Below are 25434 nucleotides of genomic sequence, written 5' to 3'. Positions count from 1 at the left end.
TCACTCCCTTAAAAAGTAGATTATTACTTAACAATCAGCATGATTGGTCATGGAGTTTATGCTAAATTAAAATTAATTTAATTAAGTAATTTCTTTAATTATTATACCTTAAATTTTCTGAGAAAGATAGACAATTTTAAAGAAAACTTTTGCTTAATTAACATGTTGATTCACAGTCGTTTCTCTAATAAAGGCAATTGGAAATACAGCCCCAATTGCTTAATAGTTTACACATCTCTTAGGATATCACGATTATCATTCTTATTGTTAAATGATAATACTTCATTAACATCTTGGTAGGAATCTCCATAAAATTCTTTATCTTTGTACGTGTGAATCTCATCGTACGTTTTTCTCATCGCTTTGTAAATAAGTTCTTCCGACTCGTTAGTTGGAGACCAGTATAGTATTTCCATTTGATTAGACTCATTTGTTGCTAACGATTTACGTTCATAACCAATTGAAGTTGCGTGTTCGAAACCTTCTCTCTTATAGAACTTTAACCTTTTTTCAGTATCTGAGTCTTCATAGTTCACGGGTTCGACCTCTAGAATAATGGGTTTTCCTTTTTTCTTTAATTTTTCAAGAAGTTTATGGCCAAGCCCTTGTCCACGCGATTCTTTTGAAACGAAGAGATAGTCGATAAAAATAAAATGATCAAGTTCAACATACATGAGGACATGATAGGGTCCTTCATCTTTATGATAAATATCTCCTTTTTCTTTCAAGAGGGTTTCCATATGCTCTTTTGACTTCATTTCTTCAATTGGAAAATATTGATTTAGTTTCTCATACCAGTTCATACATCTGCTCCTTGTACTTTGATAGGACTTTCTTAGTGTATGCAATGTTTTTGTTTTGTTTCTAAATTTAGATATTCCCTCTTTCTTTAAAACTAAACTTGGAATAGAATAGAAGTAAAGAAGCGTTTTCATTAAGGGGGATATTCATGGCAAGCTACATAATGGATTTAGGTCTAATTGCTATTTTAGTCATTGGTATTACTGCTTTGATGGGTGTTATCGCAAATGGCGTTGGGGAAAATGTTTTTGGAGGTAAATCCGGCTCTAATATAGTAACACGTGATCTAAATGTAAAAGCTGGTTGGAAAAACGTTGGTGGACGGAAAAAATAAATATGATAAGCTGGCACATTGAGTCGTGCCAGCTTTTTTATGGCGTATAATCTACACCTTTTGTGTAGCTATTCCCAGCGTTCCATAGTAGGAATTCATGAATACCTTGGTCTTGCAATCCTTTTATTTGGGCTTCAATTTCATCTTTTCCATAAACAGTATAATTACCTTTTCCAAGCCAGCTTGCTGTGAAATCTTGGAGCCAAGGTCTTGAAACAGGTCTATTTTTAATTTGATTTAGCTTATGATTTTCAACTTTTGCATATTCAGATACCAATCGATACGGCTCTAAGTCTGGGCGGGGAATTCCAAAATAAGACGTCCAATGACTCGGGTAAATCATGGATGAGATGACATCAACATGCTCAGATATTTTCGAAAAATTTTGACCAATACCTGGTGCTTCAGGTAATGTTGCGGTGTACCCAAAAATATCTACAGAAACCTTCACATTATATGGCTCTAATTTTTCTTTTGCATATGCCACAAAATCGGTAACAGCGGCGACTCTCTTTTGTACATTATCAAGCTCCACTTTTTCATATTCACCCATACTATAGGTTAAAGAACTATCTCGTCTTTCAAACCCTTCAGGAAAGCGAACATAATCAAATTGTATCTCTTGAAATCCAAGCTTTGCTGCTTCAATTGCGATTCCTACATTATGATCCCAAACTTCTTTTAAAAATGGATTTACAAAAGCTTCTCCGCGCCCATTTTTCCATACTTTATCCCCATCTTTAAACGATAATTCTGGACGTTGCTGTGCTAATACAGAGTCCTTAAATACAACAACCCTTGCGATTGGGTAAATCTGCTTTTCTTCTAGTTTTTTAAGCATTGCTGTTGGGTCTTTGATATAATCCTTACTAATATTCTGATGTTTTGAGCCTTTTGGGGGTACGTAGGTTAAATATCCAAAGTCGTCTTTAACATCAATAACCATAGCATTGAGGTCCGTATTCTCGATTAATTGGACAAGTTGTGAAAAACGATCACCACCGGCAGAATGGGCTGTTACGTATACCCCTCTTATGGCATCAGGATATTCAAATTGAAAGCCAGAATTAAATTCAAAACGCGAAACTAACTCAGGTAATTCCTTTTTTGGCATAACCAATTTACTCGTTGGATGTGAGTCCATAGCAAAACTTTTATTTTCTGCAGAGCTTGTTTGAGTAACAAAGAAAGTACCGAATACAACGATAATCATTGCCCCAACTAAAGATATAATCTTTTTCATCAAAGCTTCCTCCTTCCTTCCAATCTTCTATAGTCATTTTAAATGAACTTTCCAGAAAATAATACAAATTTAGACAAAATTCTTAGTGAATAAGGTATTTATTCAATTGTATGAGCAGTTTTGTCTATATATTTTAGTGTTCTTATAAACCTTACTGATATTAGTGGTAAATCTGCTCAAACAAAAAAATGGCCCTTCTATTAGGCCATTTAACTGTAATGCGATTTATATTCTTGAAATTCTTTTTCCGAGCAAGAAACGAGATGCCCGGGGCGAATCTCACGTAGTTTGACTTCTTCATTATCTGAGTATCCATGTTCTTTCGGATCATATATAATTCTTTTTCGATTGCGTTCATAGTTCGGATCTGGCAATGGAATTGCTGATAACAAAGATTTTGTGTAGGGATGAATAGGGTTTGAATAGAGATCGTTAGCATCGGCAAGTTCCACAATTTTTCCGAAGTACATAACACCAATTCTGTCACTGATATATTTTACCATTGACAAATCATGGGCAATAAATAAGTAAGTCAAGCCTTTCTCTTCTTGAAGTTTTTTCATTAAGTTTACAACTTGAGCTTGAATGGAAACATCTAATGCAGAAATCGGTTCATCAGCAATAATAAAATCTGGCTTTACCGCAAGGGCACGCGCAATACCAATCCGTTGGCGTTGTCCTCCAGAGAATTCATGTGGATATCGATTCGCATGCTCACGGTTTAGCCCTACTGTTTCAAGTAACGTATAAACCTGTTCCATACGTTCGGCATTATTTTTTGCGAGCCCATGAATATCGATTCCTTCTGCGATGATATCCGCTACGGTCATTCTTGGATTTAGTGAAGCATATGGATCTTGAAAAATCATTTGCATTTTTCGGTTAAACTTTTTCAATTCTTTACGCGATTTTCTTCCATGAACATTCTCTCCATTGAAAAGGACCTCTCCACCCGTGGCATTGTATAACCGTATTATGGTCCTTCCTGTGGTAGATTTACCACATCCAGACTCTCCAACCAGGCCAAGTGTTTCACCTTTGTAAATATCAAAGGTAATCCCATCAACAGCTTTCACCATATTTGGTTTATCAATATTAAAATATTGCTTTAAGTTTTTAATTTCTACCAATTTTTGTTTTTCAGCCATTTCATTCATCATCCTTTCCTAAGCTTATCGGATGAGAAATTTTTCATACGACGCTTGACTGCTTCAGGTGGTTCCACTTTAGGAGCATCAGGGTGTAGAAGCCAAGTCGCTGCATAATGTGTCTCAGAAATTTTAAACATTGGTGGTTCCTTTTCAAAGTCAATTTTCATTGCATAACGATTTCTTGGAGCAAATGCATCCCCTTTTGGAGGATTTGTAAGGTCAGGTGGTGAACCGGGAATTGCCATAAGCTCTGTTTTTTCATCACTATCTAAGCTTGGCATTGACGATAATAATCCCCAAGTATAAGGATGCTTAGGATTATAGAAAATTTCATCCACTGTACCAGTCTCAACGATTTTCCCAGCATACATTACCGCTACCCGATCGGCTACATTCGCAACCACACCTAAATCATGAGTGATAAAAATAATGGATGTTTCCATTTTTTTTTGGAGGTCCTTCATTAATTCTAAAATCTGCGCTTGTATCGTAACATCTAATGCTGTGGTAGGTTCGTCTGCAATCAATAATTTCGGATTTGAGGCTAACGCAATGGCAATCATCGCACGTTGCCTCATACCCCCACTAAATTCATGTGGATATTGATTGACTCTCTTCTCTGGGCTAGGGATTCCAACAAGACGAAGGAGTTCGATTGCACGGTCCTTTGCATTTCCCTTTGACATATTTTGATGTTTAATTAAAACCTCCATAATTTGCATACCAACCTTCATCGTTGGGTTAAGGGAGGTCATTGGGTCCTGAAAGATCATTCCGATATCCTTCCCACGAATCTTCTCCATTTCCTTGTTGGTTTTTGGAACAAGATCTTCACCATCAAAAAGAATTTGACCATTACTAATTTTTCCAGGTGGCATTGGAATAAGCTTCATGATTGTTTGTGAGGTTACACTTTTCCCTGACCCTGATTCGCCGACAATCGCAAGTGTTTCACCTTTATATAAATCAAAATTCACACCGCGAACCGCCTTTACTTCACCAGCATAGGTTTGAAAAGAGACTTCTAGGTCTTTTACTTCCAATAACTTTTCCATTTACTCACTCCCTTACTTGCGCAGCCTTGGGTCTAATGCGTCACGCATTCCATCTCCAATTACGTTAAAAGCAAAGATTGTGATACAGATTAAGGTAGCAGGGAAAAACAAGCGCCATGGATAATATTCAAATGCAGGTAGTCCCTCAGAGGCCATCGTTCCCCAGCTGGCAAGTGGAACTTGAACACCTAATCCAAGATAACTTAGAAAAGATTCAGTGAAAATGGCATTTGGGATTGTTAGCGTCATTGTTACCAAAATGGGGCCCATTGAATTAGGTATCAAATGTTTGAACATTATTCTTTTAACATCCGCTCCAAGCGTTTGTGCGGCAAGTACATATTCCTGATATTTTAATTGTAGAACTTGTCCCCTTACAATTCTTGCCATATTGATCCATCCAGTAATCGTCATTGCTAGTATCATTGTTCCTAACCCTTGCTCGAGAATAACCATAAGTAAAATAACTAAAAGCAAATATGGGACGCCGTATAGAATGTCAGCGACTCTCATCATGAATTCATCCACTTTACCGCCCATGTAACCTGATATGCCACCCCATAAAACACCAATCACAAGATCAATTATTGCAGCTGCTAGTCCTATAAATAAAGAGATTCTCGCACCTTCCCATGTCCTTGTGAACACATCTCTACCCAATTCATCTGTTCCAAACCAATGCACACTAGATGGTGCTTCATTCGCATGGGCAAGGTCTGTTGTCCGATAATCAAACTCAGTCATCATTGGCCCAAAAATCGCCATGAATAATAGTAGGACTAAGAGAACTATACCTACTATGGACAATTTATTTTTTTTGAATCTAGAGGTGACATCCTTCCAAAACGATAAACTTGGTTTTGAAATTTTTTCAGCCTCATTCTCATTTAATGTTGCTGGTGCAAACATTTCCTTTGGAATATTCTGCATAAGTTACTCTCCTTTCTTCGCACCAGATAGCTTAATGCGAGGATCAATAAATCCGTACAAAATATCAACAAGGAGAACAGAAATTAAGAGTAAGATACTATAAAAAACAGTAACTCCCATAATCACGGTGTAGTCGCGATTGGTTATACTCGTTACAAATTCGTCCCCTAATCCAGGTATTCCAAAGATTTTTTCGATAACAAAACTACCAGTTAAGATACCAGCAGTTAATGGCCCCATATAAGATACAACAGGCAACATTGCATTACGTATCGTATGCTTCATGGTGATTGTACCTTTCTTTAATCCTTTTGCTCGAGCTGTCTTTATGTAATCGTTACTTAGTACCTCAAGCATACTTGAACGTGTTAATCTGGCTATAAAGGCCATTGGTGAGGATGATAATGCAATTGCAGGTAATATAGTATGCATAAATGATTCCCACCTCGCAACTGGAAACAGGTCTAGCTTAATGGCGAATATATATTGTAAAACCGTAGCTAAAATAAAGCTTGGAACGGATATACCAAAAACCGCAATTATCATCGCAGAATAGTCTTGCCATTTGTTATGATAAAGTGCAGCAATCACACCTAGTACAACACCGAAAGCAATCGCAATAAGAATAGCCTCGATCCCTAAAAAGAGAGAAATTGGAAATCCATTATTAATGATTTCATTAACGGTCATTGCTTTATATTTAAAGGATGGGCCAAAATCCCATCTTGCCACATCATATAAATAGTCAAAATACTGCTTATACAATGGCTGATCTAAGCCGTAATGGGCATTAAGAGCTGCTTCAATCTCTGGAGGGACATCCTTCTCTTTCGTAAATGGACCTCCCGGAGCTGCTTGCATTAAGAAAAATGTGGCGGTAACAATCAAGATAAGCGAAACGATCATATAGATTAATCTCTTAATTATATATTTTGCCACTTCGTACACCTCCCATTGCAATCACATATGGTTTTCAAAAAGTAAGGTATATAGGCCAACTATATACCTTACTCTTTTGTTCTTATTGGTGATTTCCTAGTTTGCGATTACTCAAAATACGCCCATTTGTATTGAACATCTCCTAATGGAGAAATAACGACTCCTTTTAGGTTGTCATTTTGAACCCAGTTGTTTGTATAAAAGTATACTGGTGCAATTGGCATTTCATCGATTACCAATTGTTCAGCATCTTTTAATAGCCCAAGTCGCTTTTCTTTATCGGTTTCTTTTGCAGCTTGTGCTAAAAGATTATTAAATGTTTCATTTGTCCAGCCGGTATCATTATTTCCTTTTGGGACTGTAAAGATTTCAAGGAAGTTCACAGGATCGTTGAAATCAGCTAACCAACCAGCACGACCAATTTGGAAATTTCCTTGATCAATATTATCAAGATACACGTTCCATTCAGCATTATTAAGAGTGACTTCAATCCCCAAAGCCTTTCTCCACATATCTTGAATCGCTTGGGCAACCTTTTGATGGCCTTCTGAGGTATTATAGGATAAAGCAATCTCTGGAAGTTCAGAAACGTCTGATAACCCAAGTTCATCTAAAGCTTTTTGTAAATGTTCCTTTGCAGCATCCACATCATTATCTTTAAAATAGCCCTTCTCATTTTCCTTTAATATTGCAGACGGAACGAGGGCCATTGCTGGAATTTGTCCACCCTGCGTGACATTTTCAACTATTGCTTTTCGATTGATTGAATAACTAAGAGCTTTTCGAAGATTTTCATTTTGAAACGGCTCTTTATTAATATTAAATTTAAACCAATACGTACCCGCAATCGGGCTCTTTTGTAAAGTGCCTTCTTTATCTAAAGTTGGAATTACATCTGTAGGTAATGATGATGTAGGTGCACCAGCCCAATCAAGCTCACCCTTTTTGAAGCTTTGGTATTCAGTATTCGGATCGTTAATCATATCCATTGTGATTTTTTCGAGCTTCACTGAATCTGCATCCCAATAATCTTTGTTCTTTTCAAGAGTGATAGTCGATGATTTATCCGTTATGACAAAAGGTCCATTTGAGACATAGGATTCATCCACTCGATTTGCCCAATCTTGATTATCCTTCGCAATTTTACTATTAACAGGGTAATACGTATAAAAAGCTGTTAATTCTAAGAAGTAAGCTGTCGGGTTCGTTAGTTTTACTTCAAGAGTTTTATCATCAATCGCTTTTATGCCCACATTCTCCATTTTCTCAATTGAGATATCTGGTGTATCGTATGCCTCCTTTGCGCCTTCAATATAATTGTATATTTGTGACGCATAGTCTGATTGATTTGCAGGGACCAATACCCACTTCCAAGCATATTCAAAATCGTGAGCGGTAACAGGATCACCATTCGACCATTTGGCATCACGGATTGTGAAAGTATAGGTTTTTCCATCATCTGACACATTAATCTTTTCCGCCATTGCTTCTTCGGCTTCTCCATTTTTATTGATGCGAGTTAAACCTTCAAAAGCATGATTGAGAACTACCCCCGAAGTGGAGTCAGTTGCCAGACCTGGGTGTAAAGTAGGTGGTTCAGAACTTATATTGATTCGTAGTTCTTGCTTTGGCCCTTCCCCCTCTGCTCCTCCTCCTTTTTCATTTCCATTATCAAATGTGCCACAGGCTGATAAAATAAGAATACTCGCAAAAAGTATGCTTAATAGCCACGATATTTTTTTCAAATAGATGACCTCCTAATATGTAATTTCCTTTTTTTGTTTCAAAAGATATACGCTACTTATGTTGTTTCAAAACGTACTATCTTATGCGCAAATGGGCCTTAAGTTTTTAGCTAGAATACTTGCATTTCATGAAGAAAAGATTATAATAAAAATAATATTAATATCGGGCTATGAAGAAGAGTAGTACATATGTGGACATTAATTAAGAGGTCATTACCTCTTTCAGAGAGTCTGTGGTTGGTGTGAACAGATATTGGAGCATATGGAATGGACTTTGAGCATCTTTGCTGAAAATTGAAGTAGGCTAAGACGCATTCCTTACGTTACAAGGAAACGAGAGATTTTACCCTATATGGGTAAAATAACTAGGGTGGCAACGCGGAAACCATTCGTCCCTAACATTAATTTGTTAGGGACGAATGGTTTTTTATTTTGCCCAACTCTACTCTAAGCTTTATACCAGTCACTTAAAGGAGAGAAACAACATGCAAACTATTTTTTCAGGTATTCAACCGAGCGGTTCTGTAACATTAGGTAACTACATTGGGGCAATGAAACAATTTATTGAATTGCAAAATGAATACAATTGCTTCTATTGTATTGTTGACCAACATGCAATTACTGTTCCACAGGATGCTCAAGAATTACGTAAGAACATTAAGAGCTTAGCAGCACTTTATATCGCAATTGGACTTGATCCAGAAAAAGCTACTTTATTCATTCAGTCAGAGGTTCCAGCACATGCTCAAGCTGGTTGGATGTTACAATGTGTTTCCTATATAGGTGAACTCGAAAGAATGACTCAATTTAAAGATAAGTCCCAAGGAAAAGAAGCTGTTGTGGCTGGTTTATTAACATATCCACCGTTAATGGCTGGAGACATTCTTCTTTATAATACAGACCTCGTTCCAGTAGGTGAAGACCAAAAGCAACATATTGAACTCACAAGAGACCTTGCGGAAAGATTCAACAAAAAATATCGTGAAATCTTTACAATACCTGAACCAAGAATTCCAAAAGAAGGCGCAAGAATTATGTCCTTACAGGATCCTACAAAGAAAATGAGTAAATCTGATCCAAATCCAAAAGCATATATTGCTTTACTTGATGACCCAAAACAAATTGAAAAGAAAATCAAGAGTGCAGTAACAGATTCAGAGGGTATTGTAAAATTTGATAAGGAAAATAAACCCGGTATTTCTAATTTGCTTACCATCTATTCAAATTTCAGCAATAAAACCATTGAGGAAATCGAAGCATTATATGAAGGAAAAGGTTATGGGGATTTCAAAGCAGACCTTGCGGAAGTCGTATTAAGCGAGATTCGCCCAATACAAGAAAGATACCACGAAATTTTTAACTCACCAAAATTGGACGAAATCCTTGATGCTGGTGCTGAAAAGGCCAATAGAGTTGCGAGTAAAACCGTAAAAAAAATGGAAAATGCCATGGGACTTGGTAGAAAGAGAAAATAATTCAGCAGAATTTCAAGTCTTAGCTAACGGCAATAAAGTTGATGTAATGTCCATAAATCTAGATTATCGGCTATAAACTTTTTTTTACGGCCATTAAATTTATTTATCGGCCATAACTTCAAACTTGATGATATCTGAATCAAAAAGAAAAAAGGATTTGTCTTAAAAACAAATCCTTTTTCTTTTACACTTTTGATTCATGTTCTATTTCCCAAAGTTTTTCAAAAAATGGTTGACCTTTAATCAAATTTTCACATAGTTGTACATGTTTGCTTGTCCAACCGTTTCTCGTTTCTTCATAGAGGTTTTGCCAAACTTCTTCAAATTGCATTTCTTGAATTTCGTGGTATTTCGAAGGATTCCACTCCGTATACCAATACCTTATCTCTGCCACATTTTTCGTTGATGCTAATTGATCTAACGCCATAAATAATAGCTGCTTTAACTGTCTTTCCTTTCGGGTCAAGCCTGCCATTTCAATTGGCGATGGAGATAAAATGTGATGTTCCTTATCCTTTATGATATCCTTATTATCAAAGGTATAAGGAATCGCTTCATGGCCATTCACCATCTCATAAACGAGTTGTTCTTGTCGAGGAATTAATCGACTTTTTCGAATTGGGATATTATAACCTATTGTGTCTACTGCAATAATCCCTTGACCATCTGTTACAACGAAGCAATAATCTTGCTGAATTCGTTCATGATTTTTACGAACATACGCTTTTTGGTAAACATCCATGAGTAGTTGTTGTGGTAGTTCCATTAAATCATTCTCAATGTAGTTAAACAAAGGAGACTCAATTTTTAGCAAAGGTACCTGGTCTAACAGTTCAACACTATCATCCTTGCGCCATTCATGGAAGTGGCAAACGTTGTAACCATTTTCTTCACCTTCAAACCAATTTACCCAAATATCATGAAGAAACAACATTTTTTACCCCTCACTTCAAAGCTGTTTGTCAACAGTATAGGCAGAAGGAGAAAGTTTTATTCCAAAATATTCATGTATTGTTAGAAAATACATATAAAATTAATCCTTTTCTGTGGATTCAAAAGGAAAATAAATACTTATCCAAACCATTACTAAACCGACTACGATTAAGTAACACTCGATTCTTTTACTAATAAATTGTAGAAATTCAATAAAAGTGTATCCTGTCGTAGTTAAATTCAAATATGCAATAGTAGTAATTCCACCGCAAACAGCCAGTCCAAACCCAACTAAAAATATAAATGCTCTACCCATCTGAATACCTTGCAATAGCTAATTTCAAACCAATCACCTGCTCGCCCCATACTCATATTACCAATCTATGGTACAAGCTCACAAAACATGACAATAACACTTATGCATAGTTTTATTTCAAAAAGAAAAAGCCAAGATGGCATCTTGGCTTTTTACTCATTAATTTTTGGATCAAGGGCATCACGTAAGCCGTCACCCACAAAGTTAAAACATAATACAGTAATTAAAATCATTAAGCCTGGAGCAGTTGGTACCCACCACTGATTAAGCATGATTGTAATACTTTGTGCACCTTGAAGCATATTCCCCCAACTTGGTGTTGGTGGCATAATACCTAATCCAAGGTAACTAAGAGCAGACTCAGCTAAAATTACTCCACCAACATTTAATGTTGCCGCAACAATGATTGGACCCATTGCGTTAGGTAGAATTTCCCTGAAGATTATCGTAAAACTCCTAGTTCCAATAGTTTTTGATGCTAAAACAAATTCACGGCCACGTAATGATAAAAACTCACCTCGTACCAATCTGGCAGTGGTTGTCCACCCTGTAAGTGCAAAAATGAGAATTAACTTGTCCACACCTGGGTTAAAAATTGTTACAAGTGTAATTAACAAGAAGATTTGTGGAATGGAAAGCATGATATCTACAAATCTCATGATCATTGCATCCACAATACCACCAAAATATCCTGCAATTGCACCTAGTGCTGTTCCAATCGTAATTGCACCAGCAACAGAAGCAAAGCCAACTAGTAATGAGATTCTTCCACCATACAATAATCGGGTTAAGAGATCTCGTCCAAATGTATCTGTACCTAGGAGATGTTCCTTACTAGGGTCTACTAGTCTTTTTAACAAATCCTGTTTATCTGGATCATGTGGTGTTAATAAAGGTGCAAATATTGATGATAAGATAATAAGAATTAAAAGCACTGCACCTATAACTGCAAGTTTATTTTTAAAGAACTTACGAATCATTATCTTCGTTAAAGTGTCAGCTTTTGAATTTAAACCTTGGAGTTCTATTTCGTTTCCTGATGCTAAATTAGGTTGTGCCATCCTTCTTCCCCCCTTCTAGTATTCAATTCTCGGATCAAAGATAGCGTATAAGATATCGGCTATAAGATTTCCTACTACTACTAATACGGAGGAAATTACAGTTATTGCCATAACAATTGGATAGTCACGTTGGAAAGCTGAATCAACAAATAATTTACCAAGACCTGGCCAACCAAATACAGATTCAACAATAACAGAACCACCGATGAAACTTGGTATCATAATACCAAAAATCGTTATTACCGGAATTAGACCATTTCGTAATCCATGTTTTGCAATAACTTTTCTTTCTTTAAAGCCTTTTGCTCTTGCAGTTCTCATATAGTCTTGGTTGACAACCTCAATCATACTTGAACGAGTATAGCGTGTTAAACTCGCCATATCTGCAGTAGCCAATACAAACGCTGGTAAGATTAAATGGTGAAAACGATCCCAAATGCTAAACGGAGCATTTAGAGTTTGAGTACCAGAAGCAGGGAACCACCCTAGATGAACAGAGAAAACCATAATTAAAATTAATCCGAACCAGAAATTTGGTATAGCAAGTCCTAAAAATGAGGATACAGTAACCGTATAGTCGATTTTAGAATATGGACGTACTGCAGAAATTACCCCAAACGGGACTGCAATAACAATTGCTAAAATCGTAGATACTCCCATCAACAGGAGGGTGTTCGGCAATCGATTCCAAATCAATTCGGAAACGTCTCTTCCCTTATTAATAACAGAATCTCCAAAGTCACCTTGAAGCATATTTCCTAACCACTTAAAATACTGGACATGGATTGGGTCATTAAATCCGTATTTCTCCATAACCAATGCTCTATCTGCTGCACTAATATTAGGATCCATCATTAGTGCAGTTGGGTCACCAGGTGCCATATGCATAATTGCAAATGAAATGATGGTAATTCCTAATAATAGGGGAATAGCCATTAATGTTCGTCGGATGATATAAGATACCATAGCTATTTCTCCTTCATAATTTAATAAATTCTCTATGTTTTATCTAGATACGTATATCCAGGAGTTTTCGGTTTCAAAAGAAAGAAGGAAGGGAAACTACCCTTCCCTCTTCAACTATCATTTTAACTAACTCATATTAGTTAGCTGGTTGTAACCACCATTTATGAGCATTATAGAATGGGTTTCTTGAATGGAACTCATAACCTTGTAATTCTTCCGGCATAGCACGGAATTCTTCAGGATAATACAAGAATGTGTAAGCTTGATCTTCTACAAGAATATTGTATAGTTCTTTGTGAATCTCTTTGTACTTCTCAATGTCAGTAGTTTGTCTTGCTTCTTCCATTAACTTGTCAGCTTCTGGATTACTATACCAAGTCATGTTTAAGCCTTCTTCAGCTTGTGAAGAGTGGAAGATATCATATTGGTCAGGGAATGTTGATAATGCCCAACCAAGAATCATAGCTTCATACTCCCAGTTTGGAGCTGAGATTTGCTCGATGAATGCAGACCATTCAACGATTTCAGGTTTTGCTTCTACACCAATTTCTTTAAATTGTTGTTGTAATACTACAGCGATATCTTCACGGATTTTGTTACCTTGGTTCGTTTTGATAGAGAATGACATTTCTTTACCATCTTTATCTACGATACCGTTTCCGTTCGTATCTTCCCATCCAGCTTCTTTAAGTAATGCTTTTGCTTTTTCTAAATCATACTCAAATTGTGGTACATCGTCATTGTAAGTCCACATTAATGGGCTGTCAGGAGCAGTAGCTGGTTGACCCGCGCCATTCATGATGCTTTCAACGATTGCTTCTTTGTTAACTGCATGTGTAAATGCTTGACGAACTTTCTTGTCTTTGAATCTTTCATCTTTTTGGTTGAAACCTAAGAATGTATAAGATAATGCTAAACCATTTTCAACTTTAGTACCTTCGATAGTTTTAACTGTGTCAACTTCAGTTCCAGGAACTGCGTTGTACATGTCGATTTCACCAGCTTGTAATGCAGCAACTAGTGCGTTAGCATCAGCTACATAACGTGTAGTGATTGAATCTAAGTGTGGACGACCATCAAAATAGTCATCAAATGCTTCAACTTTTACATACTCTCCATCTTTCCACTCAACAAATTTGAATGGACCAGTACCGATTGGGTTTTTAGTATTGAACTCATTCTCGTGTAATGTAGCAGGATCAACATCACCTAAGATATGTTCAGGTAGTACAGAATAGCTCAAAGTTGTTGGGTAGAAAGTTACGTCTACTTTGTTTAAAGTAAATTTAACAGTGTAATCGTCGATTTTTTCTACTTTTTCCATGCTTTCAAAGTTTGATTTACGCTCAGAAACTACGTCTGGGTTTTTCATTAACATGTAAGAGAATACAACATCATCAGCTGTCATTTCTTCTCCATCATGGAATTTAACACCTTTTTTAAGTTTTACAGTATACTCTAAACCGTCTTCTGAAGGAGTGATTTCTTCAGCTAGGTCATTTGTTACTTCTAAATCTAAGTTAACTGTTACTAATCCATTGTAAATGAATCCTTCAATATCACTTGAAGCTGTATCAGTTGAGAAATATGGGTTGAATAATGTTGGGCTACCAGCAGATCCAACAACTAAATCTCCACCATCAACTGGCTCATTGCTTGGTTCTTCTTTTGCTGGTTCTTCCTTAGCTGGTTCTTCTTCTTTTTGTGTGTCAGTGCCAGCTTCTTCGCCGCCACCGCTACAAGCTGCTAAGAAAAGTGACATTACAAGTGTTAGGACTAAAAATAGCCATAAGCTTTTTCTTAACTTCACGTTTGTTTCCCCCTATCATTTTGTTAGAATTTTTAGTTTTTACTGCTTAAATTGATCCCTATAGGTGGCATCTCCTCCCTTCAAAGAATCTATATATATTCTGTGCCGTCACTTTTACTCGTAAAGGTGACATGCAACAAAATGCCCTTGTTTTACTTCTTTAAATTCTGGTACCAACTGGCGACAAATATCTGTGGCTGCCGGACACCTTGTGTGGAATACACAACCACTTGGTGGATTTGAAGGGCTTGGAAGTTCCCCCTTTAACACTATACGTTCCCTTTTGATTGCCCCTGATTTTTTAGGGACTGGAACTGCAGATAATAATGCCTGCGTATATGGATGAAGTGGTTCAGCATATAAATCTTCTTTATTCGCTAATTCCATCATCTTACCAAGATACATAACTCCCACTCTATCACTTATATGTCTTACAACACTCAAATCATGAGAGATAAAGATATAAGTTAGACCAAATTCTTCTTGGAGGTCTTCCATTAAGTTAATTACCTGTGCTTGAATTGACACATCTAGCGCTGATACTGGTTCATCAGCGATTATCAATTCAGGGTTCAAAGCGAGCGCTCTTGCAATCCCAATTCTTTGGCGTTGTCCTCCTGAGAACTCATGCGGATACCTGTTAATGAATGAAGCATTCAATCCAACTGTTTCCATTAATTCTTTTACTTTTTCTTCCCGCTCTTTAGCGGTATATAGATTATGAGTGATTAATGGTTCTTTAATAATAGAGCGTAAAGACTTTCTTGGATTAAGGGTTGCAAAAGGATCTTGAAAGACCATTTGAATATCTCTTCGTACAGTCTTTCTTAATTCATTTTCAGACATATGGGTAATATCTTTCCCCTTAAAGATGATCTTCCCATCGGTTGGTTCATACAACCGGATAATTGTTCTACCAGTTGTTGATTTCCCACAACCTGATTCTCCAACTAGTCCAATTGTTTCACCTTTTTTTATCTGCAAACTTATTCCATCTACCGCTTTAACATTTCCAACATTTCGTTGTAGTAGACCAGCTTTAATCGGAAAGTATTTTTTTACATCTTGAAGTTCAAGGATGATTTCACTATTTTCTTTCGAAGTATCAACCTTATTTTCTACGTTTGTTGAAATCATGCTTTTGCCCCCTCGTCGTCATATAAGAAACAGCGAACTGCTCGATCATTCCCCATTTGTTTTAGCTGAGGCGCTTCTGCAAAACAGCGATCAAATGCTTTTGAGCAGCGTGGAGCAAACCTGCATCCCTTTGGCATATTTTCCGGTGATGGTACATTTCCTTCAATTGACTGTAGACGTTCTATCTCACCTTCTATTGTAGGAATAGAATTCATGAGTCCAACTGTGTAAGGGTGAAGCGGTTCATCAAACAAGTCATCTACAGGTGATTGTTCCACAACTTGGCCCCCATACATTACAACGATCTTATCTGCTACTTCTGATACAACACCCAAATCGTGAGTGATTAGTAGAATTGAAGTATCAAATTTGTGACTTAAGTCCTTCATTAAGTCGAGAATTTGGGCTTGTATTGTCACGTCTAGTGCTGTTGTAGGCTCATCAGCTATTAGAAGTTTCGGATTACAACTCATTGCAATCGCTATCATGACCCTTTGGCGCATACCACCTGATAGGCGGTGTGGGTAATCATTTATTAATTCCGCTGCCCTTGAGAAACCAACCATTTCTAACATTTCAATTGCCTTTTTTGTACTTTCAGCTTTCGACATTTTTTGGTGATACATTAGTACCTCAGTAATTTGTTCTCCAACTGTTAGTACTGGGTTAAGAGATGTCATTGGTTCTTGGAATATCATTGAAATATCATTCCCACGAACCTTGCACATTTCAGCTTCTGATAAATCAACCAGGTTCTTACCATCTAAAATGATTTCACCTTCAACAATTTTCCCAGCTGGACTTGGCACTAATTTCATAATTGATAATGATGTAATACTTTTACCAGATCCTGATTCACCTACAATAGCTAGGGTTTCACCTTTATTTATTTTCAAATCAACGCCATCTACGGCAGGTATTACAGTTTTCTTTTTGTAGAAGTAGGTTTTTAGATTTTTCACTTCTAGTAATGTAGCCATAAAAACGGTTCACCTTCCTTACCGGAACTAAAAAACAAGTTCACTCATTATTCAAAATATAATATCTTTAGTGAAATATCAACCAAAAAATTCTAGCAATCTCTTATTTTACCACACTAAAGCTTTTAAGTGTCAAATATATAGAAATTATCTGACAAAAGAATCAACTAAATTTTATTACAGAAAGATTACAAATACAAGTCAATTTTTTAAATTAAGTTAATATACATTTTTAACAGAACAGTGACTATTCTCCTAATCTATTTAAAATTCTATTAAAACTATGTCGAAATTGCAAGATAATTTTTATTATTTTTATTACTTTTTAGTGTAACTGTTGATATTATTAGTTTTTTTAAAGTAATATCTAAAATACACCTTTCAAGAAAACAGGGGATTTTGTTTTATTAGTATAATTCTTTAGTGCTAAAAAGCGTTACATTAATGAAATGTAAAAATAAAAAAAGATCCATCACATTTTGTGATAGATCTAGCTAACGATTTGATTTAGGATTTAGCGCATCCTTCAAACCTTCACCTATAAAATTTATAGATAAAATCGTTAATGTTATTGCCAAAGCAGGCGGAATCCATATCCATGTTTTATTTTGAAGTACATCCGGCTGATTTGCTACTGAAAGCATATTTCCCCAACTCGGAACATCCTGCGGGATACCAAAACCTAAAAAGCTTAGTCCTGTTTCAGCAACAATCATACCAGCAAATAAAAGAGTTGCTTGAACGATAATAGTTGAAAAGACGTTCGGTAATAAATGCTTTACAATAATTTTCGCTGAAGAACAACCTATTGATTGTGCTGCTAAAATATATTCATTCTCTTTTTCTGCAAGAACCTTACTTCTAACGATACGTGCAACTCCACCCCAACTTAGCAGACTAATTACACCAATAAGTACCCAAACCCCTGATACTTTTCCAATTAAAATGGTATTGATAACAATAACAAAAACGATGAATGGGAAGTTCAGAACAAAATCAGTAAAACGCATTAACATATTATCGATTTTCCCACCAAAATACCCTGCTACTGATCCAATAAATGTACCAAATGTTACAATTAAAATCGTACAGGCAACCCCAACTGTTAAGGAGATTCTTCCACCGTATAAAAGACGTGTAAATACATCACGCCCTGCGTTGTCCGTACCTAGCCAATGTTCGCTAGATGGAGATAAATTCATCTTTCCGATATCTACCTTTGTTACATCTGCCGTTGTAATAAACGGGGCTAAAAAAGAAATAATAGCAACAAAGATTAAAAAGATTAAACTCACCATCGCAAGCTTGTTCTTTACAAATTTTTTCCGAGCAATGGCCCATGGAGATAGACTTTTACGAGGCTTTATGTTTGCTTGTAAGCTTGTATTTGTTGCTGTTTCCATAAAACCATTCCTCCTAATCTAAACGAATTCGCGGATCTACGATACCGTACAAGATATCTGCGATTAAATTCCCTACAAGTGTTAAAGTAGATAAAAGCATAGTTAATGACATTAAAACTGTATAATCACGTTGACTTACTGAGTTTAAAAATAGACTTCCTATACCAGGATAAGTAAATATAGTTTCTGTAATAATCGCCCCACCGATTAACGCTGCTAAATCAAAGCCAAAAAATGTTACAAGGGGAATGATTGAATTACGAAGAATGTGTTTGTTATAGATAGTAGATTCCTTTGTACCTTTTGCACGTGCTGTTCTTACAAAATCCTTACGGCTGTTTTCAATTACATCATTTCGTAAAAATTGTGTATAAGATGCTGTACTAAACGCACCAAGTACAAGAGCAGGTAAAAGAACATGATGTAAACGACTCATATAATATGCAAATGTTCCTTCCATTAATCCAACCTCTGAAGATCCACCTGATGGAAACCATCCTAATTGGAATGAGAAAACATAGATTGCTACAATTGCGGCAACAAATGAAGGAATCGCTAATGCAAAATAATTCCCTAAGCTAATTACATGGTCACCCACTGTATAGGGTTTTCTTCCGGAATACATTCCCATAAAGAATGCTAGAATATACGTAATGATAAGTGCAGCTACACCTAATAGAAGTGTATTTGGAAGACGTTCTGCAATTACATCGATAACTGGCATTTTATAGCGTGAAGATGTACCAAATTCTCCTTGTACGAAATCTGATATCCAACGAATATACTGAATATGAATAGGGTCGTTATAACCAAGTTTTTCCCTCATTTCCTCAATATACTGAGGATCCGTGTTTGTTGGATCAATTTCTCCGCTTAGTGAGTCCCCTGGCATTAGTTTCGCCAAAGTAAACACAACGATGGAGATAAGGAGCAAAACTGGAATCATACCGAGTATTCTTCGAAGAGCAAACTTTAACATGGTCGATTCTCCTTATCTAGTATTACTTTAAAGTAGTATCAGTGGGCGAATCGCCCACTGATAGAACCATCACATATTATTTACCGTCAGTAACATACCACTTATGGAAATCACTTAATCCAGGTGCAGAAACATGTACACCTTGAACACGTTTGTTCATGCCCCATAGATCATAATATTCTACGATTGGAATAATAGGTAATTGTTCGTTCCATAATTGCTGCCATTCAACATAAAGCTCTTTACGTTTTTCTTGGTCAGAACCAACGATTGAAACATCAAGCGCATCTTCTAGCAATTGGTCGTTCTTATCATCTGTCCAACGAGTGAAGTTCCAAATGGCATCTCTTCCCCATAATCCAGATGGATCTGGGTCAGTTCCAGTTCCCCAAGTACCGAAGTGAACTTCCATATCCTTATCGTCTTTTTCTAACATATCGTAATAAAGGGTACCGTCGATTAATGCACCTTTTGCAAATTCTGTTTTAATCCCAACTTCATTCCATGCTTGAACAATATACTTCGCACGTGGTTCGAATGTTGGGTTACTACCTGCGTAGTGAGCAAATTGAATAGAGAATTGCTCTCCATTAGGATCTTCTCTAAAGCCGTCACCATCAACATCTTTGTAACCAGCTTCATCTAATAATGTTTTTGCTTTTTCTGGATCATACTCATAATGAGTTAAATCTTCTTTATCAGCTGCAATCCAGTGCGCACTTGGTACTGGAGTGTCCACTACTTCACCTAAACCATTAAAGAATCCTTTAATCCATTCTTCACGGTTAAGTGCATGTACCAATGCTTGACGTAATTGTAAGTTTTGGAATTTTTCATTATCCATAACGTTTTGTTCTTTTTCTGCATCCCAGTGACCGAATTTAAATCCGATGTAAGAATAAGAAAGGCCTAATACTTTTTCAAGATTAACATTGTCTAATGCCGCAACCTGCTCGTAGTTTGAAGCGTGTACAGACATTACATCTACTTCTCCAGATTGAAGTACACCTGAAGTTAATGCTGCGTCAATTACTTTTACAACAACAGTATCTAGATTTGGCTTACCTTGATAGTAATCATCAAAGCGCTCCATCTCTACGGATTCACCTTGAACAATGTTCTTCACTTTGAAAGGTCCAAGCCCTACTGGGTTTTGACGAACTTGTGGTGAAGAAGCCATATCTTTAACAGCTACACCTTCAAAATGCTTTTCAGGCATTGGATATGTCCAAAGATTTTCTAAGTTGTTAACACGTGCTTTGTCAAAAGTAATTTCGATATTGTAATCATCAATTACTTTAATACCAGAAATACTCTCTGCTTTTCCATCATGGAATTCAGGAGCACCAACAATGTCTTTTACGTTCACATAACGTGGACCTGTATAATCAGGGTGTGCAATTGTTTCTAATGCAAATACCCAGTCATTAACAGTAAGTTCTTCACCGTTATGCCATTTTACACCTTCTTTGAAAGTGAAAGTATAGTGTTGGTTATCTTCTGTTTCCCAGCTTGCAATTCCTGGAATGTAATTTAAGTTGTCGTCAGTTTGAATTAAAGATTCATTAAAGAACTGAATAATTTCAGAATCTGAAGCTTCTTCATAGAATGCCCATTCTAATAAACCTTGGAATTCTCCACCTAACGCATATGTTACTTTACCACCTTGTTGTGGTTCAGTTGTTTTTTCCGCAGATTCTTTTTCCTCACCGGATTTAGAATCTTTACCTCCACATGCTGCTAAAAATAAAGACATTACTAGCAACAGGGAAATCACAGACAATAGTGATTTTTTCATCTTTGTTACCCCCGTTTTGTGTTTGTTTTTCATGTAAGTATGAACTAGAATTTTTCATTTATCACCCTACTCGTTGTAGAGGTGACACGCTACTCTATGTCCTGGTTTCACCTCCTTTAAAGCTGGTTTTACTGCTCGGCATTCATCAGTTGCAAAAGCACAACGCGGATGGAATGGACAGCCAGTTGGAGGATTTGCTGGGCTAGGTACATCACCTTCTAAGATGATGCGCTCCTTCTTTCTTCTAGGATCTGGATATGGAATCGCTGAGATTAGAGCTTTTGTATAGGGATGCAATGGTTCTGCATATAATCCATTTTTATCTGCAATTTCTACGATTCCACCTAAGTACATAACTCCGATTCGATCACTCATATGTTTTACAACACTTAAATCGTGAGCGATAAATAAGAACGTTAAATCAAATTCTTCTTGCAGTTCCTTCAATAAATTTAATACTTGTGATTGAACAGAAACGTCTAAAGCTGATACTGGCTCGTCCGCAATAATTAATTTTGGTCGTAAAGCTAACGCTCGGGCTATTCCGATACGTTGTCTTTGTCCACCTGAGAACTCATGCGGATATTTATAGTACGCATCCTCCGGAAGACCAACCTTTTTTAATAGTTCAATAATTTCGGGTTTTAATTCCTTAGACGATTTCTTGTAATAGTTCTTTATTGGTTCTGCTACAACATCCCCTACCATTTGCTTTGGATTTAAAGAAGCATATGGATCTTGGAACACCATTTGAAAGTCTTGGCGTATCTTTCTTAATGTTGTTCCGGATAGATTCGTTATATCTTTACCATCAAAAATGATTTTTCCATCTGTTGGTTTAGTTAATCGTAAAATAGTACGACCTGTTGTCGATTTTCCACAGCCTGATTCACCAACAAGACCTAACGTTTCACCCTTAAGTATCTCAAATGAAACATCATCCACTGCTTTTACATTTCCTACAGTTCTCTTAAAAAACCCGCCTTTAATAGGGTAATAGGTTTTGAGATTCTGAACTTCGAGCAAAACTTCATCTTTTCTTTCTTTCATTGCCTGGTTCATTTCTTATTTCACCTCTTCCATTGGATAACTTGTTTTGTAAAGAAGACAAGATACCTCATGGCCGCTCGCTACCTCTGCCAACTTAGGTGTAATTCGTTTGCATTCGTCTGTTGCCACTGGACAGCGTTCAGCAAAACGACAACCAACCTTTGGCATGTTCTTCAGCGAAGGAACTATACCTTCAATTGAACCTAATGTTTCTTCAACTTCTTCCATTTTAGGAATGGAATCTAATAGCATTTTTGTATACGGATGCTTCGGATTATAGAACAGCGTGTCGACATCCGTTCGTTCCACAATCTTCCCAGCGTACATCACGATTACTTCATCGCACATTTCCGCAACAACACCTAAGTCGTGTGTAATTAAAATAACGGACATATCATTTTTTTCTTGAATCTCTTTTAATAGATCAAGGATTTGTGCTTGGACTGTAACATCCAATGCTGTAGTCGGCTCATCCGCAATCAATAATTTTGGTTGACATGCAATTGCCATGGCAATCATAACCCGTTGACGCATTCCGCCCGATAACTGGTGTGGGTACTCGTCCACAATTTTTTCCGGCCTAGATATTCCGACACTCTGTAACAAACTGATACATCTTTCACGTGCATCCTGCTTTGAAATATCAAAATGATTAAGTAAAACTTCTGCTAATTGAAAACCGATAGTAAAAACAGGATTTAACGCTGTCATTGGTTCCTGGAAAATCATTGAAACATCTTTCCCACGAATTTTATTCATTTCAGATTCTGATAGATTCTCAATATTATTTCCTTGGAAAACAACTTCTCCGTCTGTAATTTCTCCGACCCCTACAGGTAGTAGTTTCATAACAGACATTGACATAACGCTTTTACCGCAACCTGATTCTCCAACAATTCCGACAATTTGGCGCGATTTAACACTAAAAGAAACACCGTCGACAGCATGATAGATTTGACCATCAATGTTAAAGCCTGTTTTCAATCCCTTTACTTCTAGCAAAGGTGCTTCCGTTTTTGTCTGATGCATAAAAACACCCCAGATTCTTCTAGATTAGTCAAAATTATTATGTAAATAGAATTTTATTACTATAATATTATAATTGCAAGATAATTTTTTATAATCAGAGTCAAAATCGTTTAAAATGTTGCAAAATAAGGTTTTATAATAAATTATCTATCAACTCAAATTATTTCAATATATTATAAAAATATATCATATTAGAATTTTCAAAAAACCTGTCTATACAACTTGATTAAGCACGAATGAAAGTTTCGAAAAAACAGAGAATCAAATTATAACGCTCGAAAAAGGTTATCATGGAGAAAAGATGTTTGACCAGAAACTAGAAAAGCTCTCCGTAGAATGCCTCATCATTAATGACCTCCTACTTGAAACGGCCAATACCCACTACCTAATCGATTCTCACCTTGTATCTCCGCCTAAAATTCACATTTTTGAAGTGAAAAATTTTGAAGGAGATTTCCTAATTGAAGACAACCGCATGCGACTAATCTCTGGTAAGGAGATTAAAAATCCCCTCATTCAACTATCACGTACCGAATCGCTCTTTCGGCAATTGCTCCAACAGCTCGGTTATAACCAAAAAGTAGAGGCTCATCTTGTTTTTATTAACCCGGAATTTTACCTCTACGGAGCCTCCCCCGACCTACCAATTATTTTTCCATCACAACTTGGACGATTTATGAATCAATTAAATTCACAGTTCTTCAAATTAGCAGGGAAACACCATGCACTAGCGGAGAAACTCATGGAATTGCATGTAAAAGATTCACCTTTTTCACTGCTGCCAGAGTATAGTTTTGATGGATTGACGAAGGGGATATTGTGTGAGGGGTGTGGTGAATTAGAGATGTTTGATTCAGGATTCACTACAACATTAACATGTAAGAAATGTGGTTTTGTTGAAGATAAAGAAGCTGCAATTTTGCGGAGTACAGAGGAGTTCAGTTTACTTTTTCGACAAATGAAGATTACTTCAGGGATTATTTTCGAATGGTGTAAAATTATAAGATCAAGGGCTGTCATCCAAAGAGCACTTGCAAAATCCTATCAATCTTGCTCATCCAAAAAAGGGACATACTATATTAAAAAAAATAAATAGTGCAATATGAGGAAAATAAGATAAGAGCTTTCCCTGTTTCATTCAAAAGGGGGACTCTTATCTTTTTTATTTTGTGGGGTTTATATTTGTATGATACGATTCCATTTTAAATCATGGGTATTCTTTGACTTTTTCCTACTTTATCCAAAATCTGTGGTTTATTCGCTTCTTATGCTTGGACTTTTTCCTGTTTTATCCATAACCCCTGTCATATTCGCAACTTACACTTTGACTTTTTCCTTTTTTATCCAAAAACCATGGTTTATCCACAACTTATACATGGGCATTTCCCTGTTTTATCCAAAACTCCTAGTTTATTCGATACTTATGCTTGAACTTTTTCCCGTTTTTCCAAAAGTCACTTCTTATACGGAGCTATTTTTACCATTTTTTTAAAAGTTAGATCGTAACTACTATTATCAATACATTTTTTACACATATGATTAGATTAAAAACAAAATACCACCATCAAAGATACTCCTTCACAAATTCCTTCGAATCCACACCCAAGATTGCGTTCGTTTGAAGTTTGTGGGCTTCCAAATATTGCTTAACTAAGTAATATCCTGCACAATAGCCGGCCATCTTGGGGCTGAATCCTTTTCCGTATAAGAGATCGTTGTGTTTTCGTTCTTTTATTTTTACAGATTGGTTCGGAATTATTAGTTGTTTGACTAATTTTTCTAGCTGTACATCTGAGTAATATTTTGTCCACCCCGCTAGATTCTCTGCACCGCAATGCTCACGAACTGCATTTTCTGCAATACCCTCTAAGATCACGGTATCTAAAAAAGTTAAATCAGCTTCATTCTTTTTATATTTTTTTAGACGACAAACATGATTGTATTCATGTGTGAGGACTGCTTTGATTTCGTCATGAGAATTGTGCGGAGAGAAAAATAGAAATAATTTGTCCTTAAAGGCAAGCCCTGATTTCCCATTATATTCATTGTTGATCCTTGAATTTGTTTTATCTGCTGGAAAAATGAAAATTGGGACCTGCGGACCGCTCCATTTTTTTTGCAAGACACTATATTCTTTTTCTACCTTTCCCCATACGTTTTTAGGAAGGCTCTCAAGTATGTTCTCAGATACTGTTCTGTACATTCCGTGCATTTTTAGATACTCATAAATCTCACGTTCAGATGCTCTATTTGAAAAATAACTTTTTAATTTTTTACAAAGTTTAATTGGATTATCATG

The 25434-nt window shown here is 36.4% G+C and carries 23 protein-coding genes and 1 other annotated feature; of the genes, 3 read left to right on the top strand and 20 right to left on the bottom strand.

Features of this window, described 5'->3' with window-relative positions; genetic code table 11:
* Positions 1 to 227: 227 nt before the first annotated feature.
* Entirely contained in the window at positions 228 to 803 is a 576-nt protein-coding gene (locus AC6CHV_RS20545) for a GNAT family N-acetyltransferase (protein ID WP_341332330.1), read from the bottom strand.
* Positions 804 to 949: 146 nt separating this feature from the next.
* Between AC6CHV_RS20545 and AC6CHV_RS20540 the strand changes: the two genes are divergently transcribed.
* The gene (locus AC6CHV_RS20540; RefSeq protein ID WP_341332331.1) at positions 950 to 1135 is read left to right on the top strand and encodes a hypothetical protein; all 186 of its coding nucleotides are present in this window, start codon (positions 950 to 952) and stop codon (positions 1133 to 1135) included.
* 37 nt (positions 1136 to 1172) lie between these two features.
* On the opposite strand, the gene AC6CHV_RS20535 is transcribed toward AC6CHV_RS20540, so the two are convergent.
* From AC6CHV_RS20535 to AC6CHV_RS20510, 6 genes are all read right to left on the bottom strand, one after another.
* Positions 1173 to 2378, bottom strand: coding sequence for a putative glycoside hydrolase (locus tag AC6CHV_RS20535; RefSeq protein ID WP_498079586.1), 1206 nt, complete (start codon positions 2376 to 2378; stop codon positions 1173 to 1175).
* 209 nt (positions 2379 to 2587) lie between these two features.
* Positions 2588 to 3526, bottom strand: a complete 939-nt coding sequence (locus AC6CHV_RS20530; RefSeq protein ID WP_341332333.1) for an ABC transporter ATP-binding protein — start codon at positions 3524 to 3526, stop codon at positions 2588 to 2590.
* 8 nt (positions 3527 to 3534) lie between these two features.
* Complete coding sequence (locus AC6CHV_RS20525) at positions 3535 to 4584, bottom strand: oligopeptide/dipeptide ABC transporter ATP-binding protein (protein WP_498079585.1); 1050 nt, start codon at positions 4582 to 4584, stop codon at positions 3535 to 3537.
* Positions 4585 to 4596: 12 nt separating this feature from the next.
* Entirely contained in the window at positions 4597 to 5514 is a 918-nt protein-coding gene (locus tag AC6CHV_RS20520; protein WP_498079584.1) for an ABC transporter permease subunit, read from the bottom strand.
* A gap of 3 nt (positions 5515 to 5517) precedes the next feature.
* Positions 5518 to 6453 (bottom strand): ABC transporter permease subunit, encoded by a 936-nt coding sequence (locus AC6CHV_RS20515; protein ID WP_121445395.1) that lies wholly within the window; start codon positions 6451 to 6453, stop codon positions 5518 to 5520.
* Positions 6454 to 6560: 107 nt separating this feature from the next.
* Positions 6561 to 8198, bottom strand: a complete 1638-nt coding sequence (locus AC6CHV_RS20510; protein WP_341332336.1) for a peptide ABC transporter substrate-binding protein — start codon at positions 8196 to 8198, stop codon at positions 6561 to 6563.
* A gap of 161 nt (positions 8199 to 8359) precedes the next feature.
* Positions 8360 to 8598, top strand: a binding site (T-box leader).
* Positions 8599 to 8683: 85 nt separating this feature from the next.
* On the opposite strand from AC6CHV_RS20510, the gene trpS reads away from it, so the two are divergent.
* A complete protein-coding gene (gene trpS / locus AC6CHV_RS20505; protein ID WP_341332337.1) occupies positions 8684 to 9673 on the top strand; it encodes a tryptophan--tRNA ligase in 990 nt (329 codons plus the stop codon).
* Positions 9674 to 9857: 184 nt separating this feature from the next.
* On the opposite strand, the gene AC6CHV_RS20500 is transcribed toward trpS, so the two are convergent.
* From AC6CHV_RS20500 to AC6CHV_RS20445, 12 genes are all read right to left on the bottom strand, one after another.
* A complete protein-coding gene (locus AC6CHV_RS20500) occupies positions 9858 to 10607 on the bottom strand; it encodes a YjbA family protein (protein ID WP_341332338.1) in 750 nt (249 codons plus the stop codon).
* 99 nt (positions 10608 to 10706) lie between these two features.
* Entirely contained in the window at positions 10707 to 10922 is a 216-nt protein-coding gene (locus AC6CHV_RS20495; protein WP_498079583.1) for a YuzI family membrane protein, read from the bottom strand.
* Positions 10923 to 11074: 152 nt separating this feature from the next.
* On the bottom strand, positions 11075 to 11983 hold the full coding sequence (gene opp4C / locus AC6CHV_RS20490; RefSeq protein ID WP_121445400.1) for an oligopeptide ABC transporter permease: 909 nt from the start codon (positions 11981 to 11983) through the stop codon (positions 11075 to 11077).
* 15 nt (positions 11984 to 11998) lie between these two features.
* Positions 11999 to 12949 (bottom strand): ABC transporter permease, encoded by a 951-nt coding sequence (locus tag AC6CHV_RS20485; RefSeq protein WP_341332339.1) that lies wholly within the window; start codon positions 12947 to 12949, stop codon positions 11999 to 12001.
* A gap of 136 nt (positions 12950 to 13085) precedes the next feature.
* Positions 13086 to 14759, bottom strand: a complete 1674-nt coding sequence (locus AC6CHV_RS20480) for a peptide-binding protein (protein WP_341332340.1) — start codon at positions 14757 to 14759, stop codon at positions 13086 to 13088.
* 114 nt (positions 14760 to 14873) lie between these two features.
* Positions 14874 to 15896 carry an ABC transporter ATP-binding protein gene (locus tag AC6CHV_RS20475; RefSeq protein ID WP_341332341.1) on the bottom strand — a complete coding sequence of 341 codons (1023 nt, stop codon included), beginning with the start codon at positions 15894 to 15896 and terminating at the stop codon, positions 14874 to 14876.
* Positions 15893 to 16876: an ABC transporter ATP-binding protein gene (locus AC6CHV_RS20470; protein WP_440273359.1), complete on the bottom strand. Its 984-nt coding sequence runs from the start codon at positions 16874 to 16876 to the stop codon at positions 15893 to 15895. The genes AC6CHV_RS20475 and AC6CHV_RS20470 overlap by 4 nt, the downstream gene beginning before the upstream one ends.
* A 494-nt stretch (positions 16877 to 17370) precedes the next feature.
* Positions 17371 to 18279, bottom strand: coding sequence for an oligopeptide ABC transporter permease (gene opp4C / locus AC6CHV_RS20465; protein WP_121445405.1), 909 nt, complete (start codon positions 18277 to 18279; stop codon positions 17371 to 17373).
* A gap of 13 nt (positions 18280 to 18292) precedes the next feature.
* Entirely contained in the window at positions 18293 to 19258 is a 966-nt protein-coding gene (gene opp4B / locus AC6CHV_RS20460; RefSeq protein ID WP_498079582.1) for an oligopeptide ABC transporter permease, read from the bottom strand.
* A 76-nt stretch (positions 19259 to 19334) separates the two neighbouring features.
* Positions 19335 to 21056, bottom strand: coding sequence for an oligopeptide ABC transporter substrate-binding protein (opp4A, locus tag AC6CHV_RS20455; RefSeq protein WP_341332344.1), 1722 nt, complete (start codon positions 21054 to 21056; stop codon positions 19335 to 19337).
* A gap of 66 nt (positions 21057 to 21122) precedes the next feature.
* Positions 21123 to 22118 carry a dipeptide ABC transporter ATP-binding protein gene (locus AC6CHV_RS20450; protein WP_121445408.1) on the bottom strand — a complete coding sequence of 332 codons (996 nt, stop codon included), beginning with the start codon at positions 22116 to 22118 and terminating at the stop codon, positions 21123 to 21125.
* Positions 22119 to 22121: 3 nt separating this feature from the next.
* Entirely contained in the window at positions 22122 to 23135 is a 1014-nt protein-coding gene (locus tag AC6CHV_RS20445; RefSeq protein ID WP_341332345.1) for an ABC transporter ATP-binding protein, read from the bottom strand.
* Between the two features lie 265 nt (positions 23136 to 23400).
* Here AC6CHV_RS20445 and AC6CHV_RS20440 point away from each other — a divergent pair, with 265 nt between their 5' ends.
* Positions 23401 to 24231: an NERD domain-containing protein gene (locus AC6CHV_RS20440; protein WP_498079609.1), complete on the top strand. Its 831-nt coding sequence runs from the start codon at positions 23401 to 23403 to the stop codon at positions 24229 to 24231.
* Between the two features lie 468 nt (positions 24232 to 24699).
* Here AC6CHV_RS20440 and AC6CHV_RS20435 read toward each other — a convergent pair whose 3' ends face one another.
* Positions 24700 to 25347, bottom strand: coding sequence for a DUF2268 domain-containing putative Zn-dependent protease (locus tag AC6CHV_RS20435; protein ID WP_498079581.1), 648 nt, complete (start codon positions 25345 to 25347; stop codon positions 24700 to 24702).
* Positions 25348 to 25434 lie beyond the last annotated feature (87 nt).

Source organism: Ferdinandcohnia sp. GQ5 (assembly GCF_059759275.1).
This window is presented reverse-complemented; position numbering and strand designations above follow the sequence as displayed.

Excerpts from the sequence above, each read along its gene's own strand:
- AC6CHV_RS20540 (WP_341332331.1), top strand. The coding sequence starts at position 950 with ATGGCAAGCTACATAATGGATTTAGGTCTAATTGCTATTTTAGTCATT.
- AC6CHV_RS20545 (WP_341332330.1), bottom strand. The coding sequence starts at position 803 with ATGAACTGGTATGAGAAACTAAATCAATATTTTCCAATTGAAGAAATG.
- opp4A (WP_341332344.1), bottom strand. The coding sequence starts at position 21,056 with ATGAAAAAATCACTATTGTCTGTGATTTCCCTGTTGCTAGTAATGTCT.
- AC6CHV_RS20530 (WP_341332333.1), bottom strand. The coding sequence starts at position 3,526 with ATGGCTGAAAAACAAAAATTGGTAGAAATTAAAAACTTAAAGCAATAT.
- AC6CHV_RS20500 (WP_341332338.1), bottom strand. The coding sequence starts at position 10,607 with ATGTTGTTTCTTCATGATATTTGGGTAAATTGGTTTGAAGGTGAAGAA.
- trpS (WP_341332337.1), top strand. The coding sequence starts at position 8,684 with ATGCAAACTATTTTTTCAGGTATTCAACCGAGCGGTTCTGTAACATTA.
- AC6CHV_RS20520 (WP_498079584.1), bottom strand. The coding sequence starts at position 5,514 with ATGCAGAATATTCCAAAGGAAATGTTTGCACCAGCAACATTAAATGAG.
- AC6CHV_RS20445 (WP_341332345.1), bottom strand. The coding sequence starts at position 23,135 with ATGCATCAGACAAAAACGGAAGCACCTTTGCTAGAAGTAAAGGGATTG.
- AC6CHV_RS20475 (WP_341332341.1), bottom strand. The coding sequence starts at position 15,896 with ATGATTTCAACAAACGTAGAAAATAAGGTTGATACTTCGAAAGAAAAT.
- opp4C (WP_121445400.1), bottom strand. The coding sequence starts at position 11,983 with ATGGCACAACCTAATTTAGCATCAGGAAACGAAATAGAACTCCAAGGT.
- AC6CHV_RS20470 (WP_440273359.1), bottom strand. The coding sequence starts at position 16,876 with ATGGCTACATTACTAGAAGTGAAAAATCTAAAAACCTACTTCTACAAA.
- opp4C (WP_121445405.1), bottom strand. The coding sequence starts at position 18,279 with ATGGAAACAGCAACAAATACAAGCTTACAAGCAAACATAAAGCCTCGT.
- opp4B (WP_498079582.1), bottom strand. The coding sequence starts at position 19,258 with ATGTTAAAGTTTGCTCTTCGAAGAATACTCGGTATGATTCCAGTTTTG.
- AC6CHV_RS20485 (WP_341332339.1), bottom strand. The coding sequence starts at position 12,949 with ATGGTATCTTATATCATCCGACGAACATTAATGGCTATTCCCCTATTA.
- AC6CHV_RS20495 (WP_498079583.1), bottom strand. The coding sequence starts at position 10,922 with ATGGGTAGAGCATTTATATTTTTAGTTGGGTTTGGACTGGCTGTTTGC.
- AC6CHV_RS20435 (WP_498079581.1), bottom strand. The coding sequence starts at position 25,347 with ATGCACGGAATGTACAGAACAGTATCTGAGAACATACTTGAGAGCCTT.
- AC6CHV_RS20450 (WP_121445408.1), bottom strand. The coding sequence starts at position 22,118 with ATGAACCAGGCAATGAAAGAAAGAAAAGATGAAGTTTTGCTCGAAGTT.
- AC6CHV_RS20535 (WP_498079586.1), bottom strand. The coding sequence starts at position 2,378 with ATGAAAAAGATTATATCTTTAGTTGGGGCAATGATTATCGTTGTATTC.
- AC6CHV_RS20525 (WP_498079585.1), bottom strand. The coding sequence starts at position 4,584 with ATGGAAAAGTTATTGGAAGTAAAAGACCTAGAAGTCTCTTTTCAAACC.